This window comes from Negativibacillus massiliensis, assembly GCF_900148495.1.
Lineage (GTDB): Bacteria > Bacillota > Clostridia > Oscillospirales > Ruminococcaceae > Negativibacillus > Negativibacillus massiliensis.
Map to the genome: position 1 here is coordinate 928590 of NZ_FTRU01000008.1, position 16424 is coordinate 945013.

Annotated in this window: 12 protein-coding genes; 10 read left to right on the forward strand and 2 right to left on the reverse strand. The window is 50.1% G+C overall.

The window, feature by feature from the left end:
- The first annotated feature begins 1 nt into the window (after position 1).
- From BQ5375_RS10350 to nth, 10 genes are all read left to right on the forward strand, one after another.
- Positions 2-844: a fumarate hydratase gene (locus BQ5375_RS10350; protein ID WP_076917863.1), complete on the forward strand. Its 843-nt coding sequence runs from the start codon at positions 2-4 to the stop codon at positions 842-844.
- Between the two features lie 1011 nt (positions 845-1855).
- Positions 1856-3766: an ABC-F family ATP-binding cassette domain-containing protein gene (locus BQ5375_RS10355; protein WP_022131905.1), complete on the forward strand. Its 1911-nt coding sequence runs from the start codon at positions 1856-1858 to the stop codon at positions 3764-3766.
- On the forward strand, positions 3739-4164 hold the full coding sequence (locus BQ5375_RS10360; RefSeq protein WP_076917864.1) for a hypothetical protein: 426 nt from the start codon (positions 3739-3741) through the stop codon (positions 4162-4164). The genes BQ5375_RS10355 and BQ5375_RS10360 overlap by 28 nt, the downstream gene beginning before the upstream one ends.
- A gap of 231 nt (positions 4165-4395) precedes the next feature.
- On the forward strand, positions 4396-5742 hold the full coding sequence (locus BQ5375_RS10365; RefSeq protein ID WP_159438035.1) for an AI-2E family transporter: 1347 nt from the start codon (positions 4396-4398) through the stop codon (positions 5740-5742).
- 805 nt (positions 5743-6547) lie between these two features.
- Positions 6548-8659, forward strand: coding sequence for an ATP-dependent helicase (locus tag BQ5375_RS10370; RefSeq protein WP_076917866.1), 2112 nt, complete (start codon positions 6548-6550; stop codon positions 8657-8659).
- A 131-nt stretch (positions 8660-8790) separates the two neighbouring features.
- Complete coding sequence (locus BQ5375_RS10375) at positions 8791-9639, forward strand: putative RNA methyltransferase (RefSeq protein WP_022132985.1); 849 nt, start codon at positions 8791-8793, stop codon at positions 9637-9639.
- A gap of 356 nt (positions 9640-9995) precedes the next feature.
- Positions 9996-11039: an alcohol dehydrogenase gene (locus tag BQ5375_RS10380; RefSeq protein ID WP_407937710.1), complete on the forward strand. Its 1044-nt coding sequence runs from the start codon at positions 9996-9998 to the stop codon at positions 11037-11039.
- Positions 11029-11778: a DUF6873 family GME fold protein gene (locus tag BQ5375_RS10385; RefSeq protein WP_022132987.1), complete on the forward strand. Its 750-nt coding sequence runs from the start codon at positions 11029-11031 to the stop codon at positions 11776-11778. Before BQ5375_RS10380 ends, BQ5375_RS10385 begins: the two co-directional genes overlap by 11 nt.
- Before the next feature lie 256 nt (positions 11779-12034).
- A complete protein-coding gene (locus BQ5375_RS10390; protein ID WP_076917869.1) occupies positions 12035-13102 on the forward strand; it encodes a tyrosine-type recombinase/integrase in 1068 nt (355 codons plus the stop codon).
- Between the two features lie 134 nt (positions 13103-13236).
- Positions 13237-13968: an endonuclease III gene (gene nth / locus BQ5375_RS10395; protein ID WP_076917870.1), complete on the forward strand. Its 732-nt coding sequence runs from the start codon at positions 13237-13239 to the stop codon at positions 13966-13968.
- 129 nt (positions 13969-14097) lie between these two features.
- On the opposite strand, the gene radA is transcribed toward nth, so the two are convergent.
- Both radA and BQ5375_RS10405 read right to left on the reverse strand, forming a co-directional pair.
- Positions 14098-15462 carry a DNA repair protein RadA gene (gene radA, locus BQ5375_RS10400; RefSeq protein ID WP_076917871.1) on the reverse strand — a complete coding sequence of 455 codons (1365 nt, stop codon included), beginning with the start codon at positions 15460-15462 and terminating at the stop codon, positions 14098-14100.
- A gap of 35 nt (positions 15463-15497) precedes the next feature.
- Positions 15498-16202, reverse strand: a complete 705-nt coding sequence (locus BQ5375_RS10405) for an N-acetylmuramoyl-L-alanine amidase (protein WP_076917872.1) — start codon at positions 16200-16202, stop codon at positions 15498-15500.
- Positions 16203-16424 lie beyond the last annotated feature (222 nt).

Sequence of the window (16424 nt, forward strand, 5' to 3'; positions counted from 1 at the left end):
TATGAGAACTGTTACCAGCGAAACCATCACCCGTACGGTGAAAAATCTCTGCCTTCGTGCAAACAAATTTCTGCCTTCGGACATTAAACTGACTTTGGACACCGCTTTAGATTATGAGATCTCGCCAAACGGAAAGCGCGCGATCCATTCTATCATCGAAAACTACAAGATGTCCCAGCACACAAGCCTTCCGATCTGTCAGGACACCGGCATGGTAGTTGTATTTGCTGAGATCGGTCAGGATGTCCACATTGTAGGCGAGCTGTTTGAGGATGCCGTAAATGAAGGTGTTCGTCAGGCATACCGTGACGGAAACCTGCGCAAATCGGTGGTTAATGATCCGCTCAACCGCCAGAATTCCGAGGACAACACCCCTGCTATCATTCACACCAGACTGGTACCGGGCAACAGCATCACTCTGACTGTTATCCCACAGGGTGCAGGCAGCGAGAACGCAAGCTCTCTGAAGATGTTCCGTCCAAGTGCAACCCGCGAGGAGATCATTTCCTACGTTGTAAACTGCGTTCAGGAGAACAAGGGCAAATCCTGCACACCGCTGATTATCGGTGTCGGCATCGGCGGCAACACCGAGATGTGCACCCTGCTTGCAAAGAAGGCATTATGCCGCGACCTGTTCACCTACAACAAGAAGCTTTACTACACCGACATGGAAAGCGAGATCTTAAACCGTGTAAACCGTCTGGGCATCGGTCCGGAGAACATGGGTGGTACCGTTACTGCGCTGGCAGTTAACATCATTTCCTATCCGACCCACGTTTCCACCTTACCGGTTGCAGTAAATCTGGGTTGTCATGTAACCCGTCACGCAACAGAGGTAATCTAAAAAGATTTACTCCCCCTGTCACCTTTGGTGACATCCCCCTCTGAGAAGGAGACAGTACGGATAAAGTCCTGTCAGTGTGCAGTTTCTATCTGTGGGGTTACGAAGTCCCTCATCTATCACAAAACTACCGTGGTATCACTGGGGAAGTCGAGAGGGGGCAGGGCAATGTTTTAGTTTTACTGGAAAACAAACTTTGCAGTCATTGCCCCTGAGAATCTCGACAAGCTCGATTCTCCGATGATGGGATTACGGGAAATCCAAAAACCAGAAAGTTTTTGGTGTGTCTTTGGTAGTTAAACGAAGTTTAACTTTTTCTTTTACAGAAAGTATCCCCGGGGTGCAGGGGGCGGGGAGCCACCCTGCAAAATGAACAAGTTTGCTGAAACTTGAGTTTAGGGTAGAGTATATAAGTGTTTTACTTCCTTGTAATAGTAAGATTCATCAAACTTTTGGTTTCGTGGGCTCGTGCCGCCCACACTGGCACTGACTTTTCTTTTACGAGAAAAGTCAGCAAAAGCGTATCCAAGAGGAGGTGTCCTCTTGGATATCTCCTCGTTTGTCACGAAACTTTGAGCGATAAAAAAGGGGGGGAGCGTGACCGCTTGCGGTTACTGCGGGGGCATAGCCCCCAGGGGATATCTAAGGGGAAGCCCCTTAGACACGCCTTTCGTATCTTTCCTCGTGAAAGGAAAGATACCGCGGTGTGGAGCGCGCAGCTCCACGAAAGGGAGATTTGCTGAAACTTTGTTTTGAGGCAAAACACAAAACATTTTTACTGCACCAAAACAGAATCAGATTTTAAAAGAGAGTGGATAACACTCTCTTTTTTCTTTTCTTGTGAAATTAGATATTGAGAGAGTTTCACAGATGTGTTAATATATATAGGAAAGTGATTTTGCCGCCTTCCCATCAAAACCTTGCGGCAGCAGATCAAAGCCAGCAGAAAATATCAAAGCTTTGCTGTGTAAAACCACTTTCTACATGTAAACTTTACTTTTCACGGAGACTGCTATGATTGTATCACTGGATCATGTATTTAAATATTACGGCGCCGACTGTATCCTGCGGGATGTCTGCGCCGCAATCAATGAAAAGGACCGCATCGGTCTGGTCGGCGCAAACGGTGAGGGAAAAACAACCCTCCTGAATGTGCTGACTGGCGCACTCGACTATGAGGAAGGCACGATCGGCCGCACAAACGGCAAGGTTATCGGCTACCTTAAGCAGAACAGCGGTCTTGCAAACGGAAAAACCATCCAGCAGGAGATGGAGGCGGTGTTTGCCGACCTGCTGGCACTTCGAGATGAGATCGACGCCCTGCAAAAAAAGATGGCGCAGGTGCACGATGACCCGGCTGCCTATGAAGCGGTGTCGACAGAATACCAGAAAAAGCTTGCCCGCTTTGAAGCGCGCGACGGCTATCAGATAGAGGTCAAGATCAACACCATCTTGGGCGGTATGGGTTTTGGCAACTATGACCGCAACATCATCACCGACAACCTCTCCGGCGGCGAAAAGACCCGCCTTGCAACTGCGCGCCTTCTGCTGATGGAACCGGATCTGCTCATCCTCGACGAGCCGACCAACCATCTGGACTTTAAGACCTTAGGCTGGTTGGAAGATTACCTTTCTTCCTACAAGGGCGCATTGCTTGTTGTATCGCATGACCGTTATTTCTTAAACCGTCTGGTCGACCACATCTGGGAGCTGGAGCGTACCGTGCTCACAACCTACCGCGGAAACTATTCTTCCTACGTCGTACAGAAGAAGGAGCGCGTTGAACGCCAGCTCAAGGAGTACGAACAGCAGCAGGAACAGATCAAGTCGATGGAGGAATTTGTAGCAAAGAACATTGCCCGCGCCTCCACCTCCAAAAGTGCGAAATCCCGCCTTGCCGCCCTCGAACGGATGGACCGCATCGAAAAGCCGGTCATCTGGGAGAAGAAGGCTGCGTTCTCGTTTGAGTATGACGAACCGCCGGTCAAGGATGTATTCCACGGCGAAAACATGAGCATCGCGGTCGGGGAAGGGGAGAACCGCAAAGTTCTCTGCCGCAATATGCGTCTGGACATGATGCGCGGAGAGAAAATCGCCATCATCGGCCCGAACGGTGTGGGAAAATCCTCTCTGCTCAAGGCAATTCAGGAGCTGATTCCGCTGGAGGAAGGCAGCTTTGAATGGGGACAGAAGGTCAAGACCACCTACTACGAGCAGGAAAACCGCCAGCTCCACCCGGAAAAGACCGCCATCAACGAGATCTGGGACCGCTTCCCAAATATGTACGAGGTGGAAGTGCGAAACATTTTGGGCAGGGTGCTGCTTTCCGGCGATGACGTGTACAAGCTGGTCGGCAGTCTGTCGGGCGGCGAGCGCGCCAAGGTTGCCTTTGCGGTAATGATGCTCGAGCGCGGCAATGTGCTCATCCTCGACGAGCCGACCAACCATCTGGACATCGGCAGCAAGGAGATGCTCGAGGACGCGCTGGAACGCTTTGACGGAACCATCATCATGGTATCGCACGACCGTTACCTGCTCAACCGCATCCCGACTAAGATCATCGAGATGAGTGCAGACGGCTACGAGACCTACAACGGCAGATATGACTATTATCTGGAGCACAAGATCGAGCCGCAGGTCAAGAAGGTGGAAGTGAGCGAGGAGAAAAAACAGGCTTCGCAGAAGTTCTACAAGACCAAGGCTGACCGCGCAAAACAGGCAGCGCAGCGAAAACGCATTGCCTTCTTGGAAAAGACCATCGAGGAAAACGAAGCGACCATCGAAGAGCTGACCGCGAAGATGTCCGACCCGGCGATTGCGGCGGACTATCAGCAGGTGGAGGAGATTTGCCAGAAGATCGAGGAGCTGAAAAACCAGAACGAGGAGTTCGGGGAAGAGTGGCTGCTGCTCTCGGAGGACGAATAATCTTAAACGGGGTCAGAACCCAATTTGAGGAAAAGCGAAAGATTTTTGCAAATTTGATTGTCCCTGAGGAGATATCCAAGAGGACACTTCCTCTTGGATACGCTTTTGCTGACTTTTCTCGTAAAAGAAAAGTCAGTGCCAGTGTGGGCGGCATGAGCCCACAAAACCAAAAGTTTGATGCAGCTTTGTTTCGAGGAAGAAGCGAGAGATTTGACATTTTACTTCGAACTGAAGATTCAGCAAACCTTCCTAATAAACAGAGGGGGAGCGTGACCGCTTGCGGTTACTGCGGGGGATACTTCCCCCCGAGGAGATATCCAAGAGGACACTTCCTCTTGGATACGTCTTTGCATCCTTTCTTCGTAAAAAGAAAGGATGTGCCAGTGTGGGCGGCATGAGCCCACAAAACGAAAATCTTGATGCAGCTTTGTTTCGAGGAAGAAACCAAAACTCCCTGTTATACCGCTAAAACTTTCGTTTTCGTAAATTCCCCGCGAAATGTTGCATCCCACATCGCACTAACTTTTTCCATAAAAAAAGAAAGAGATACCCCAGCATCACCCTTAAAAAGAAAGAAAAAAAGAGAAGTTTGGGTCATCTTGCCCAAAGAAGAAAAGGAGAATGTCCGCGTGAAACTTGATTTCAATAAGAAATATACGACCATCGCTGTCTATGCGTTTTTGGTAATCGCCGCATCCATCACCTTTTTTTATCTGATCAATGAACATACCACCGTCAGCCGCGTGCTGGGTATGGTGTTTAACCTGATGATGCCGTTTATCTACGGCGCGGCGCTGGCTTATATTCTCAACCCGATTCTGAACTGGCTGGAACGTAAGGTGTTCCCTAAGATTTTCCGGGATAAGCTTTCCCGGCGCGGACAACGCCGACTGGGTGTCCTGGTTTCGTTTTTGTTTGCAGCAGCAGTGGTCGCAGTTTTTCTCGCCATCCTTATCCCGCAGCTGATCGAAAGCGTGGACAGCCTTGCCCGTTCGATTTATGCCTTCCTGCCGCAGGCACAGCAGATGCTCATCGACTTTATTGAGGAGTATGGCTCTAACGATGTGTTCGCGACCATCATCTCCATCTTCGGCATCGACACCACCGACCCGGCACTGGCGCTGCAGAAGCTGGCTGCCAGAAGCTATACCTTCCTGACCCAGGTGCTGCCAAACCTGTTCGGCGGCGTGATGAAGTTCACCAGCGGATTGATCAATGTCATCGTCGGCATCATCATCGCCATCTACCTGCTGCTTTCCAAAGAGGTATTCTATGCGCAGGTTAAAAAGCTGATGTTTGCCTTTTTCCCAAGAAGATTTACCCAGGGTGTGTTAAACCTGACCCACGACAGCAACGCTATCTTCTGCGGATTTATCTCCGGTAAGATTCTGGACTCCGCCATCATCGGTGTGCTGTGCTTTATCGGATGCAGCGCACTGAGCATGCCGTATGCGGTGCTGGTCAGCTTCATTGTTGGTGTTACCAACGTTATCCCGTACTTCGGTCCATTTATCGGTGCTATCCCAAGCATCTTCATCATCATGATCGCCGATCCGATCAAATCTTTGATCTTTGCGGTCTTTGTACTGATTCTCCAGCAGCTGGACGGCAACATCATCGGTCCAAAGATTCTGGGTGATTCCACCGGTCTTTCCGCATTCTGGGTTATCTTTGCAGTTACCTTCTTTGGCGGAATGTTTGGCTTTGTCGGCATGCTCATCGGTGTACCGACCTTTGCGGTGATCTATGCGCTCATCCGCAACATCGCCGAATACCTGCTGGGCAAAAAGGGAATGGTGACCCAGACACCGGACTTTGCTTCTCAGGAAAATCCAATTTTCCAGAAGGTGAAGTATCACGAAAGCTCCAAAGCGCCGCACTCGGTAGTGGAGGTCTGCGATCTGGACGGTCAGCAGCCGGAAACCGAAGAGCAGCGCAACGCCTACAAGCTCCAAAAGAGCAGGGAAGAGGAATAGGTGTTTTTACCGGAAGGGAAAAGCTAAAACACCTTACAAACTACCCTTAACTTAAGTTTCAGCAAACTTATTCTTTTTGCAGGGTAGCTTCCCGCCCCTGCACCCCTCGATTCCCCCAGTGATGCACCAAACTTTCGTGATAAACGGAGGGGGAACGTCACGAAGTGACTGTGGGGGAAGGGCAATGTTTTAGATTCTGTGAAAACCAAGTTTTGTGTCATTGCCCCCAAGAATGGAACTAACGTTCCATTCTTCGAAAGATTTTTGCAAATTTAATTGTCCCTGAGGAGATATCCAAGAGGACACCTCCTCTTGGATACGCTTTTGCTGACTTTTCTCGTAAAAGAAAAGTCAGTGCCAGTGTGGGCGGCACGAGCCCACAAAACGAAAAGCTTTAGGAAACCTTTTCGTTGAGGGAAAAAACAGAATGTCTGACACACTACCCTAAACTTAAGTTTCAGCAAATCTCCTCTTCGTGGAGCTGCGCGCTCCACACCGCGGTATCTTTCCTTTCACGAGGAAAGATACGAAAGGCGTGTCTAAGGGGACACCCCTTAGATATCCCTGGGGGCTATGCCCCCGCAGTAACCGCAGTGCGGTCACGCGCCCCCTTTTTATCACTGGAGGCTTCGTAATAGACGAGGAGACTTTGTATCCTTTCTTCGTAAAAAAAGGATGTGCCAGTGTGGGCGGCACGAGCCCACAAAACCAAAAGCTTGAAGAAACTTTGTTATAAGCACAAGAAAGCCGTATTTTCTCTATCCCTTTTTAGAAAACCACCAATCTGTAAAGTAAGATGAAACCAATGAATATCAATATCTTCGATTACCTTAAAGAGACTGCGAACGTCTCATTGACCCCGCAGCAGTTGCAGGCCGCTCAAACCATTGAGGGGCCTGTTCTTCTGTTGGCGGTTCCCGGCGCCGGAAAAACCACCGTTATGGTCGCGCGCATCGCCAATATGATCTTCCATCATCAGATCGACCCGGGCGCGATTCTGACCATCACCTTTTCCAAGGCGGGCGCTGTGGATATGCGCCGCAGATATGAGGCGCTCTTTTCTTCGCTTTCCGAAAAATATCATCGGGAGATTCCGTCTTTCAGCACCATCCATGCGTTCTGCTATCGGGTGCTGGGTTCCTACTGCAGGCTTACCGGCGGCACCGCTCCAAGCCTTATCGAATCCCGCGACCGCACCCTCATCCTGCGCGAGCTTTATGGGCAGATTGCCGGTGAGTTTTTGACCGAGGATCTGGAAGAGGAACTGCTGTCCAACTTAAGCTTTATCAAAAATGCCATGCTGCGGGAGGAGGATGTGAAGGAAGGAAAGTGCATCGAGACCCAGATCAAACACCTCTGGGAGATCTACCGCCAGTACAGTCAGATCAAACGCCAGAACGGCTGGATGGATTTTGACGATATGCTCAGCTACACCCTCACCATCTTCCGCAAATATCCCGAAATCCTAAGCCATTACCAGCAGACCTTCCGCTATCTGTGCGTGGATGAAGCGCAGGACACCTCCAAATTACAGTACGCCATTCTTTATCTGTTGACCCGCCAGACCCAGAACCTTTTTCTGGTGGGGGATGAGGATCAGAGCATCTATCGCTTCCGCGGCGCGTGTCCGGAAAATCTGTTGGAGTTTCCAAAACGCTTTCCCAATGCGACGGTACTTAAAATGGAAGAAAACTTCCGCAGCACAAAGGAGATCGTCTCCCACGCAAACCGCTTTATTGCTCTGAACAAACAGCGCTTTGAAAAGCAGATGTTTACCAAAAACGAGCAGGGAAGTCCGATTGAGCTAAAAGTCTTGCACGACTTTTCCGACCAGTATCATGCGGCAATCGATGCCTACCTCAAAGAGCCTGGCACCACCGCCATCCTATACCGCAACAACCTGTCCGCCATCCCGATGGTGGATATTCTGGAGCGAAACGACGTCGATTTTTATATTCGGGAACACAAGGCGCGATTTAAACAGAACTATGTCGTGCTGGATGTCATCGCCTTTTTTGCGCTGAGCTTTGACCCAAGCGATTTCGAGGCGTTTTCCCGCATCTGCTATAAGACTTCCGGACGCATTCGCCGCTCGATGCTCGAGCAGATTTCCCGGGCACCGCTGCTTAATGGGGAAACCTACTTTGACCGCGTCATCGACCTGTGCGAGGAAAATCAGAACACCGGACGCATCCGCTATGTCAGCGCCATGATTGCGCGCCTTCGTCAGATGCATCCGGCAAAGGCGATGGACACCATCCTGCACCAGCTGGGATATCTGGACTATCTGGAATTTTCAAGCGGCAACGCCTATTCGATGCAGGCACAGAAACTTGGCATCCTGACAAGCCTTGCCTCGCGGGTCAGCACCGTCGAGCAGTTTCTGGACCGCATCGACGAGCTGGACGAGGTGATTGCCCAGCACACCCAGCGCACCGATTCCAGACTGACCCTGACCACCGTTCACTCGGCGAAGGGGCTGGAATTTGATACGGTCATCCTGCTCGACTGCATCGATGACGTTTTTCCCTGTCACAGTGCGATCGAAAAGTACAAGACCGGTCAGGAGGAGGAGATGGAGGAGGAAGCGCGGCTTTTCTATGTTGCCTGCACCCGTGCCAAAAAGGTGCTGGTTTTGCCGTATGCAAACTATTCGGGCAACAATCCGGCGCTGCCGTCCCGCTTTTTCTCCCGTCTGCTGGAAGACCCTCAGAAGGATTCTTCCGGGGAAGCAGATGTCGGCAATATCCGGCTTTATCCGGGGCTGATGATCGAGCACAAGAATTTTGGTCGGGGACAGGTGGTCGGCGTTGACCGCAAGAAGGGGGTATTCACCGTCTTTTTTGGCAAAAACGGCACCCGCACGCTCACCATGGCGATCTTAAAGTCGGACACCATCAAAAAGGCGATGCCATAGTTATTTTTCATTCTGCGATATAATAAAAACAGAAAGAGCAAAAAATTTAGTATCCCACTTGTCGTAAACAATGTGGTACAATAACAATATAAAAGGATCAAACAGCAAAAGGGAAAAGAGGAGGAGACATCATGGGAATTTTGATCTGTCCCATCTGTAAGAGCAGACTGGAGCCAAACGGACAGAGTTTTTGCTGTAAACATGGGCATAGCTTTGACCTTTCCGCGTCCGGCTATCTGCACCTGCTGCCGGCAAATCAGATGCGCTCGAAAATTCCGGGCGATAATAAACAGATGGTTCGCGCAAGAAAGGAATTTCTCTCCAAAGGCTACTATCAGCCGGTCAGCGATCTGCTCAATCACCAGGTGCTGGAGCACTGCAAGAAGGGAACTGCCCTTCAGATTCTGGATGCCGGCTGCGGCGAAGGATACTACACCAACCGCCTGACAGCAGAATTTTCCCGTTCTGGTGCAGAATTTGCGGTCACCGGACTGGATATTTCCAAATTTGCGGTGGATGCCGCTGCTAAAGCTGCAAAGTCTGACCATGATATTGCAGGACACGTTCAGTATGGAGTTGCAAGCATCTTCGACCTTCCGGTAAAGGATCATTCCTGCCATGTGGTAACCAATCTTTTTGCGCCGGTCTGCATGGAAGAATACCGACGGGTACTCAAACGGGGCGGCATTTTGGTGTTTGCGGTCACCTCGACCATGCACTTGTGGGAGTTAAAGCAGGCAATCTACGACGAGCCGTACGAGAACGAAAAGGTCGATCATGAGTATGAGGGCTTTAAGATGGTCGGCAAGGAGAAGGTACATACCACCATCACGCTGCCAAACCAGCAGGACATCGACAATCTGTTCACCATGACGCCGTACTACTACAAATCCTCGGTGGAAAGCACCGAACGTCTGCACCATCTGGGCAGCCTGACCACCCAGATCGATGTGGATATCATTACCTATCAAGCGCTTTAGGGCAATGTTTTAAATGAAAAACATCTCTCCGCTGGAGGAATTTCCGGAAATCCAAAAACCAGTGATATCAGGAAAGTTTGGTGTATCAGAGGGGGAACGTCACGAAGTGACTGTGGGGGATACTTCCCCCTGAGGAGATATCCAAGAGGATACCTCCTCTTGGATACGTCTTTGCATCCTTTCTTCGTAAAAAGAAAGGATGTGCAGGTGTGGGGTGCATAACCCCACATCAGCAAAGTATTTAGTTTGATGAAAGCCTCAGTTGAGGAAGAAAGCGAAAATTTGATAAAACCTTCCATTATTTATAAAACCACCAAACTCTTAAAGGAGGTATTCCTATGTCCGCACAACAAACCATGATGGGACTGGTCTATCAGGGAAATGGAACACTTTCCCTGCAGGAACGCCCTGTTCCGACCATCCTCTCTCCAAAGGATGCTGTCCTTCGGGTCACCCGTTCCGCCATCTGCACCAGTGACCTGCATATCAAAAATGGAGCCGTTCCCCGCGCAAAAGAAGGAGTTATCCTCGGCCATGAGTTTGTCGGGGTCGTCACCGAAATCGGCTCGGATGTCCACCATCTTGCAGTCGGCGACCGCGTCGCAGCAAACTGCATCACCTTCTGCGGCGATTGCTGGTTCTGCCGTCAGGGCTATATCAATAACTGCGAACAGGGCGGATGGGAACTTGGCTGCCGCATCGATGGCTGTCAGGCAGAATTTGTCCGCGTTCCGTTTGCGGATATGGGACTTTGCAAAATCCCCGACAGCGTTTCGGATGAAGATGCCCTGTTTTTGGGCGACATCGTTTCCAGCGGATATTTTGGTGCGGAGCTTGCCGAAATCACCCCCGGTGATACCGTTGCGGTTATCGGTGCAGGTCCGGTAGGTATGTGCGCGATGCAGTCGGCAAAAATCTTCGGCGCAGGAAAGATCATCGCGCTGGATATCGACCAAAAACGCCTTGATTATGCCAAAGAAAAGAATCTCTGCGATGTCACCATCCACTGTGACGGCAGAGATTTGCAGGAGGAAATCCGAAAGATCACCGACCACAACGGCGCGGACGCTGTCATCGAGTGCGCCGGAAGCAGCGAAAGCTTCCAGACCGCATGGCAGATTGCCCGTCCGAATGCAGTAGTCGCCATCGTTGCCATGTATGAGGAGGCACAATCCTTGCCGCTGCACCAGATGTACGGCAAAAATCTCATCTTCAAGACCGGCGGAGTGGATGCTGTCCACTGTCAGCGCCTGATGAAGCTGATCGAGGCAGGACGTTTCCCGACAGACTTCCTGATTTCCCACCGCGCACCGCTCAACGATATCCTTGAAGGTTATCGAATCTTCGAGAACAAGCTGGATGGCTGCATCAAATGGGTGGTCACACCATATGAACGATAATTTTCATCTGTCGGAAGATGATAAAATGACCGTCCTCGTTTCCTGCGAGGCTCCTGGCGTGATTCAGGCGCTGGAAAAAAGGGGAGTGCGCATCCTGACGGTGGACATCTGCGAACAGCTGGATGTTCCGGTGCGCTCCCATGCAGACATGCAGGTTTTGCCGCTGGATGACTGCGTGCTGATTTCGCCGTATCAAATCAGGCTGAAAACCCAGCTGGAACAGATGAATCTGCGGGTAATCGTGGGCGAAGAACTGGAAAAGAAATATCCAAAGGATGTTTTGTACAATGTCTGTCTGGTCGGAAATCACTACATTTGTAACTATAAAACAATTTCCAGACAGGCACAACAGCTTTTGGACGCCCGCGGTTATCATCCTATCTTTGTGGCACAGGGTTATGCCAACTGTTCGGTGGCGGTTGTGGATGAACATTCGATCATCACCGCTGATTGCGGGATTGCCAGAGCCTGTCGGGCTGCCGGACTGGATGTGCTGCAAATTTGTCCGGGCTTTATCCGGATTCCGGTCTATGATACTGGATTTATCGGCGGATGCTGCGGAAAGCTCGGTGCCGATCAGCTTGCTTTTACCGGAAGGCTTGACAGTCATCCGGACGGCATGAAGATTCGGGCGTTTATCAAGGAACGCGGCATTCAGATCATTGAGCTAACCGATGAACCATTGTTTGATATTGGCGGATTGTTACAGCTTAAAACGAAAAACAGTTTATGTTCGTAATCTAAATTTAATATAGAAGTAATATAGAAGCAAATCAGAAATGGAAAACAGTAATCATCAAATCCATGATGTACGGATTTCATATATGAATTTAGATAAACGGTCTGTACAAAGGTTCTTTTCGCAAAATCCTTGCCCTGAATTTCGCTAAATTTTCATTTAGCGAAATTGGCAATGTACCAAAAAGGCCTCTTCTTTTCAAAGTCCTTCCCGCGGCAAATTCCAATCCGATCAACATATTTTGAGGTAAACAATTATGGACAAAAACATTTTGCAGGAATGTCCGGATCTTTTGCGCGAATTCCTGTTTTACCTGGAAACCATCCAGGGCCGCTCGCCAAAAACGGTCAGCGGATATTATATCGAGCTCCGGACATTTTTTCGATATATCAAATCGGTCAAGGTATTAAAAAATGTTCCGGAAAACGCTGAACAGCTCGCCGAAATCAAAATCGATGATATTTCCAAAGAATTAATCTGCGGCGTGACCTTAAGCGACATCTATGATTTTCTGCACTTTTCGATGAATGTGCTGGGCAACAACGCTTCCAGCCGTTCGCGCAAGATTTCCAGCATCCGCGCGCTGTACAAATACCTGACCACCAAAACCAACTATCTGGAAGAAAATCCCGCCAAAAATCTGGACACGCCTTCGATGCGCAAATCGGTGCCGAAATACCTGACACTGGGCGAATCCATCGAACTGCTTGCCAGTATTCAGGATGAATCGCCGGCAGTCACTGCGCGCGATTACTGCATGATTACCCTGATGCTCAACTGTGGCATGCGTGTATCTGAATTGGTTGGAATCAATCTGGAAGACATTCGGGACAACACTCTGCGCCTGCTGGGCAAAGGTAATAAGGAACGGATGGTTTATTTAAACGATGCCTGCCTTTCCGCAATCGAAAATTACCTGAAATTCAGAAAACAGCCCGAAGGCGGACCGGATAAAAACGCACTGTTCCTTTCCTCTCAGCACCGCCGGATGACCACCCGACGGGTCGAACAGATTGTAGCCAAATATCTGAAAGCCTGCGGGCTGGACGGCCGCGGCTATTCCCCGCACAAACTGCGGCATACGGCGGCGACTTTGATGTATCAGCATGGCGGCGTGGACATTCGCGCTCTCAAGGAGATTCTGGGACACGCAAACATCGGTACGACCGAGATCTACACCCACATTTCCGACCGTATGATCGAGGAAGCCGCGAACGCTTCCCCACTCTCCTCGGTAAAACGAAAGCTTTCGGAAAAAGAGTTGCTGATGCAGGAAGTCGAAAAACAGAATCAAGAGGAACAAGAAGACGAAGCAGAAAAATAAGTTTTTGAAAATTTAAACGAAAGATATCCAGATACTCCCCTCGTCTGTCACGAAACTTTCGTCAATAAATCAGCAAAAGCGTATCAAAGATTAAATTTCTTACATAATAATACCAACCAGAAAGGAAAATCAGAATGGATTTAAAGGAAAAAGCCGTCCTTGCTGTGGACGCTCTGGAAAAAGAATATCCCGATGCCCAGTGCTCGCTGGTCTATGACCCCGAAAAGGCGTATGAACTGCTGATTTCCACCCGCCTGTCGGCTCAGTGTACCGATGCCAGAGTCAATATCGTCACCAAAGATCTCTTCCAAAAATATACTTCCCTTCAGGACTTTGCAAATGCACCGATAGAAGAAATGGAAGAAATGATCAAGACCTGCGGACTCTTTAAGACCAAAGCCCGCGATATCATCGCAATGTCCCAGATGCTGATTAAAGATTACGGCGGCATACTGCCGGATACGGTGGAAGAACTGACCAAACTGCCCGGCATCGGCAGAAAAACCGCCAATCTGATTGTCGGCGATATCTACCACAAACCGGCGGTTGTCTGTGATACCCACTGTATCCGCATCACCAATCTGCTGGGATTAAGTCAGGGCAAAAATCCCCTCCAGGTGGAAAAACAGCTTCGTGCGGTGCTGCCGATGGACCGCGCTAACGATTTCTGCCATCGTCTGGTGCTGCATGGCCGCGATGTCTGTGTTGCCAATCGTCCAAAGTGCGACCGCTGCTGCATGAAGGATTTCTGTTCCTTCTTCCAGGGAGATGCTCCTTCCGATAAAGCAGCAACCGAAAGCAATCCTGCAAGCAAACCTGCAAGCAAAAAATCTGCTGCAAAATCCAGCAAATCCAAAGCAAAATAACCTGAACAAATCAAAAAGAAAAGGCCGGATGTTTTGATTGCATCCGGTCTTTTTTCTGTTTTGCAAGGATAATCAGGGATTTCTTCCCTTCCCTGCCCTTCTGTTCCCTTCTTTTACAATGGACAATCTTTATGCCATTGCTGCTGACAATGCCTGGGATAAGGTGCTGACCCCGATCAACTGGATGTCCACCTCCGCACTGATCGCCGCAATGCACTGTTTTGGCAGGATGCAGCGCTTAAAGCCCAGCCGCTGTGCTTCCTTTACCCGCACCAGCACGCGGTTGACCGCGCGCATCTCGCCGGCAAGTCCGATCTCCCCAAAAGCGACCAGATCATCCGGAATCACCTTATCGGTGAGGTTGGATACCAGCGATAAGGCAATCGGCAGGTCTGCCGCAGGCTCGTCCAGCTTCATGCCGCCGACTACGTTGATATAAGCATCCAGCGTTCCAAAGAAGTAACCGCACCGTTTTTCCAGTACCGCCAGAATCAGCGACAGACGGTTGTAGTCAAATCCGGTCGCCATCCTCTTTGGCACAGCATATCCGCTTTTGGAAACCAATGCCTGAACCTCCGCCAGAATCGGACGGGAACCTTCGATCACACAGGCAACACAGGTGCCTGATACATTTTCCGGTCTTCCCTCCAGCATCGCTTTGGACGGATAGGTCACCTCATCCAGTCCGTTCTCCCCCATCTCGAACACGCCGATCTCGTTAGTAGAACCATAACGGTTCTTGATGGCGCGCAGAATTCGGTAGGACAGATTGCGCTCCCCTTCAAAATAGAGCACCGCATCCACCATGTGTTCCATTACCTTTGGACCGGCAATCGCTCCGTCCTTGTTGACGTGACCGACGATAAAAACAGGAATCTCCATCGTCTTTGCAATGTTGATGAGCAGCTGGGTACATTCGCGCACCTGGGTAACACTGCCCGAGGAGGAATTGAGCGCGGAAAGATTCATGGTCTGAATCGAATCGACCATCACGATGTCTGGTTTTAAGCTCTGGATACTCTCGATGACCGCTTCAATGTTGGTGGTCGAGCTGAGGCTTAAATTCGGGGTGGTAACGCCCAACCTTGCTGCACGTAATTTAATCTGCCGCAGGCTTTCCTCACCGGATATATATAGAATCTGTGCATCGGACGAGATGGTCTGACAAATCTGCAAAAGCAGGGTCGATTTACCGATACCCGGGTCACCGCTGAGCAGCACCACCGAACCGGGAACGATTCCGCCGCCCAGCACGCGGTTGAGCTCCTCCATCTGGGTCAGATAGCGCTGTTCCTCGCTCGAGTCGATCTGTTCGAGTTTTTGTACGGTGGATTTGGCTGTCTGCGGCACTGCCGAAGAAGCAAAGCGGGAAATCGGAGCTTCCACATTTTCCACCAAGGTATTCCAGCTGCCGCAGTCCGGACATTTTCCCATCCATTTTGGCTGGATGGCGCCGCACTGGGTGCAGACATAGTTAATTTTTGTTTTTGCCATCTTGATTTTCACCTTTTCGTTTGAAAGAGTCTGTCTTATTTGGATTCATCCTGCAGATAGTCCATCAGTCCGCAGTAAATGGTAAAGGCGGTCTGCTGCTGATATTGTTCTGTCGAGAGATTGTGCGCTTCCTCCGGATTGGAAAGGAATCCGCACTCCGCCATTACAGCCGGAATCTGTGCTTCATACAGCAAAAAGAGGTTGTTTTCCGCGGGTTTGATCTGGCGGGTATTGTCCGGCTGCAAATTCTGCTGGAAGGAATCCTGCAATTTTTGTGCGAGGACTTTGGACTGAGGGTCGTTTTGGCTATAAAAGATCTGTGCTCCACGGGAGGAACTCTGCTCAAATTTGTTCTGATGGACGCTGATGAAGATTGCTTCCGGATGGTCCTCGATGATTTTGAGCCGCTGGTACATATCCGAACGTTTCTGGCGGCTGATCTGGGTCAGCCCTTCCTCATGGATAGAGCGGTCGTCCTCTCTGGTCATTATAACATGAAATCCCTGCTGCGACAACAAATCCCGCAAAGTAAGCGACACGGCAAGGTTTACGTCCTTTTCGGTCACGCCGTTTGCCTGCGCGCCGCCGTCCATCCCGCCATGTCCCGGGTCGATGATGATGACCGGATGCTGATGCAGTGTCTGTGCTGAGACAATCTGCACCTGCTGTACCTGCCGCATGCCAAGGACAGACAGCCCCAGGACAAGGCAGGTCCCCAAAACAATCCACCATTTTTTCATATAGAATCCTCCTTTATTTGATAAAGCAAGCCAAATTTACAAATCAGCTGCGCAAGAATCAAAAATTGATGAAACTCTCGTTAGAGGAAGAAGCCGAAAAATTTTACACTCTACTTCAAAGTTTTGTCTCATTGCCCCTAAGAATCTCGACAAGCTCGATTCTCCGCTGGGGAAGTCGAGAGGGGGCAACGCCCTCTCTCTGCCGGAGGTCAAGGAACCAGA